General features: G+C 45.8%; 3 protein-coding genes. All 3 read left to right on the forward strand.

Going from position 1 to position 1,813, the window contains the following annotated elements:
* Nucleotides 1-90 precede the first annotated feature (90 nt).
* On the forward strand, nt 91-351 hold the full coding sequence (locus QUB08_RS31770; protein WP_333230257.1) for a hypothetical protein: 261 nt from the start codon (nt 91-93) through the stop codon (nt 349-351).
* A gap of 379 nt (nt 352-730) precedes the next feature.
* Nucleotides 731-826, forward strand: a complete 96-nt coding sequence (gene psaM / locus QUB08_RS31775) for a photosystem I reaction center subunit XII (protein ID WP_015174804.1) — start codon at nt 731-733, stop codon at nt 824-826.
* A 285-nt stretch (nt 827-1,111) separates the two neighbouring features.
* Nucleotides 1,112-1,528 carry a slr1601 family putative cell division protein gene (locus QUB08_RS31780; protein ID WP_333230259.1) on the forward strand — a complete coding sequence of 139 codons (417 nt, stop codon included), beginning with the start codon at nt 1,112-1,114 and terminating at the stop codon, nt 1,526-1,528.
* Nucleotides 1,529-1,813 lie beyond the last annotated feature (285 nt).

Here is a 1,813-nt window from a genome sequence, read left to right on the forward strand (position 1 = left end):
TCGAAATAGATGCCTACTCTAGCTGGCAATCTCTTGTTTCATCTGTAGAAAAAATTCTTAAAGAATTTGGAGATAATTATGTAATTAATTTTGCTTAACTACTTATCTGAAATCGAACCTGCCAACCTGCTTAACCAACTGAAGGGACGCATTAAAAAGTCGAAGGCTGATTTGCGTGACGTGACGGTTATTCTAGAAATTTTGGAGGAAGTCGATTGTTCACCCACTGGCACGGACGAAACAAAACTTGAATCGAGCCATGTACACCCTTCGATTGACGGTGAATTATCAGGCGATCGCAGCGACCGCTCCCTTATTAAGGGGGATAGGTTATTGGACATTAGTCATTAGTCACCAGCCATCCCAAACCTAGGGGTGCTTTTTTTGTTGCTTATCTAGTTCTATGCCCCCTACTTAGGGGGCAATAACCAAAATGAGTCAGTACAGAGTCAATCCTACAAGATAACCAGGCTCTAGAATATTGCGAGAAGATTTCGCTTGTGAGTGAACACTAGGCAAGAGACACTAAGGTAGGTAAATGGGTCATAGTAAGGGTTGTAATGCACCTAAAACGGCTCTTTTGCTAGAGTGTTGACAGAAGCCAAGCAGCCAGAGGTTGAAAGTATTGGTAAACTGTGATTTGTTGCAAGTTGTAACAAATGATTCCCAAAAGCGCCAATTTGTCTCAAATTGGTGAAAGCTCGTCCCCGCGAAAAGGAGTTTTGCGAATATGTCTTTAACAGATACCCAAGTCTACGTAGCGCTCGTAATTGCTTTGATTCCCGGAATCTTGGCTTTCCGGCTGTCAACTGAACTGTACAAATAGTTTCCAGACACCAGTTGCGAACCGCAAAACGCCTGCCTGAGCAGTTAAATCTCTCGCATTACAGATACAGACAATTGCTGCCCCAGTGCAGTAGATTGTTTGTGTTCAGCAAGACGAGACTGCAAGGGCAGGCATTTTTATGGGGAAATTCCGTCTTCATGCGTCACCTTTGTCTCAACAATTTTGGCTGTCAGCACCCTGACTAACAGCGGCGAGTGTGCGTTAAGCTCAGAATTTGCTCTGTTGAACTCCAAAACGTCAGTCTCAGGTATTTGAAAAAAAATTATGCAAGCGATTCAACCCACCGTTACCCCACTGCGTCCTGTAAAAAACTCCCCTCGGGTTACTCCTCGTCGCAGCAGCAGCCGCCAGCGTTCCTACCCTCACCAAACCCTCGCGGCCGAAACAGGCGTCAAGTTGGCAGTCAACATGGTACTTTCAGTCTGTGCCACTTCTGCTGTGCTTCAGCTTTGGCCTCACTACCGGGCGGTGCAAGAAAAATTGCACGAAATCCAAGCTGAAGTCAATCTTACCCAAGGGCGAGTAAATCAGTCGCGATCGGACTTTAACCGCTACTTTGACCCTAGTCTTGCTAAAACTGTGATGCAAGAGCAAAGCAACCAAGCTGACCCGCAGCAGCGTCAGGTCATTTTGCAAGAAGCCGAGGTGCCCGAAGCCGAGGAATCAACCCCGCAACCTTAAGGGAACGGCTGTTTTGGGTTTTGATATCACGTCCGATGTGCATCATTCTTGTATCTCATTGGTTCGCACAGCGAAGAATGACAGATGAATCTGTCGGACGTGATATCACTTGTAAATTACCCAGCAGTGACCTGAGTACAGGTACAGTGTGGGCTTTCAATAGCCCTGAAATGATCTTGCACATTGCAAAACAATCTCGAACCTTCGAGCTTATTTACGAAAGCCCCAATAGCAGCAATATTCTTACTGCCGTTTAAGTCGGCATCACCTTTCCATCCACAATGA

Source organism: Microcoleus sp. BR0-C5 (assembly GCF_036705045.1).
Classification (GTDB): domain Bacteria; phylum Cyanobacteriota; class Cyanobacteriia; order Cyanobacteriales; family Microcoleaceae; genus Microcoleus.